This is a genomic window from Vibrio sp. 1402 (assembly GCF_033340275.1).
In genome coordinates, this window is record NZ_JAWOWE010000066.1 from 1 (window position 1) to 1,191 (window position 1,191).

The 1,191-nt window shown below is 47.0% G+C and carries 1 protein-coding gene; it reads right to left on the minus strand.

What is annotated here, in order from left to right:
• Positions 1-21: 21 nt before the first annotated feature.
• The coding region (locus R7044_RS24130; protein ID WP_225455865.1) for an EAL domain-containing protein at positions 22-1,191 on the minus strand (1,170 nt) is incomplete at its 5' end.

Consider the following 1,191-nt stretch of genomic DNA (forward strand, 5'->3'; position numbering starts at 1 on the left):
CAGCAATACTTGACCTAGTCATTAGCAAGAAGCCAGATACTGCAAGGCATCATCTTGAGTGAGTAGCCCACGATATTCTTCTTTGGCGTCGCACAAGATCCAAGGGAAGCCTATACCAGCTTTGATCAAGTCTCGAATGGCCGCTACTGGCAAACAGGCGTCAACTTGCTCAAATGCGGTGCTCATCACCTGATTGACTGGCCGTTTCCAAAGTCGATGTTCGCGCTCGGTTTCTAAATCTGTCCCCATCGCTGGCGTCATGTGCAAGTTGACTTGCTCTTTGGTGATCAACCCAACGCAGCGGTTTTCATTGATGACCACCAAAGGTGCACTTGGGCTCAGATTCATGTATTCCACCGCCAAAGACAGCGGTTCACCTGGGTCGAGTCGGCGCACATCGTGATGACATAACGACTGTAACATCGCATCTTGAGTCGGTTTAACCATGACACCATTAAAAAGTGTGTCATGTGCTTGAGCGGTATCGAGTAGCACGACTGGCAATGCCTGAGAAAAGAGGAAACCCTGCATGTAATCAACACCAATACCAGCCAACACTTCGAGCTCGCGTTGTGACTCGACACCTTCGGCAACCACCTCGACGTTCAGCTTGTGTGCCAAATCGGTAATGGTTTTGACGATGTTATAACTTGTACTACCCTCATGAATATTCTTGACGAACTTGCGGTCGATTTTTAGTACATCAAATTGCCCTTCTTCCAAATAAGAAAACGAAGAGTAGCCCGTACCAAAGTCGTCAATCGCAATTTGAATGCCCTCTTGGCGAATCTGTTCTAACGCAAACGCGTGTTCTTCATCTTGCTCGAAATACGCGGTTTCTGTTAACTCAATAGTCACCAGTTTTGGGTTTACATCGCTGGCTTTAATCAAATCGAGCGATCGCTGGAGAACTTGCAATGAATCCAACTTGGTATTCAACGAGCGATTAATGGAAAGTCCGATATTTTCGCCATAGATTTTTTGCAAATGTGACCACTGCTTCAGCGCGGTTTGGCAAACAACGTCATCCAGCGCAGCGATCAACTCCAGGTCTTCAATGATGGAAATCATCTCTTGCGTGCTGTACTCGCTGTTTTCGTGATAGAAGCGCGCTAATGCCTCGAACTTCACCACATTGCCGGTTCGCGTTTCAATAATTGGCTGAAAATACACATCCACCAGCTCACTTTC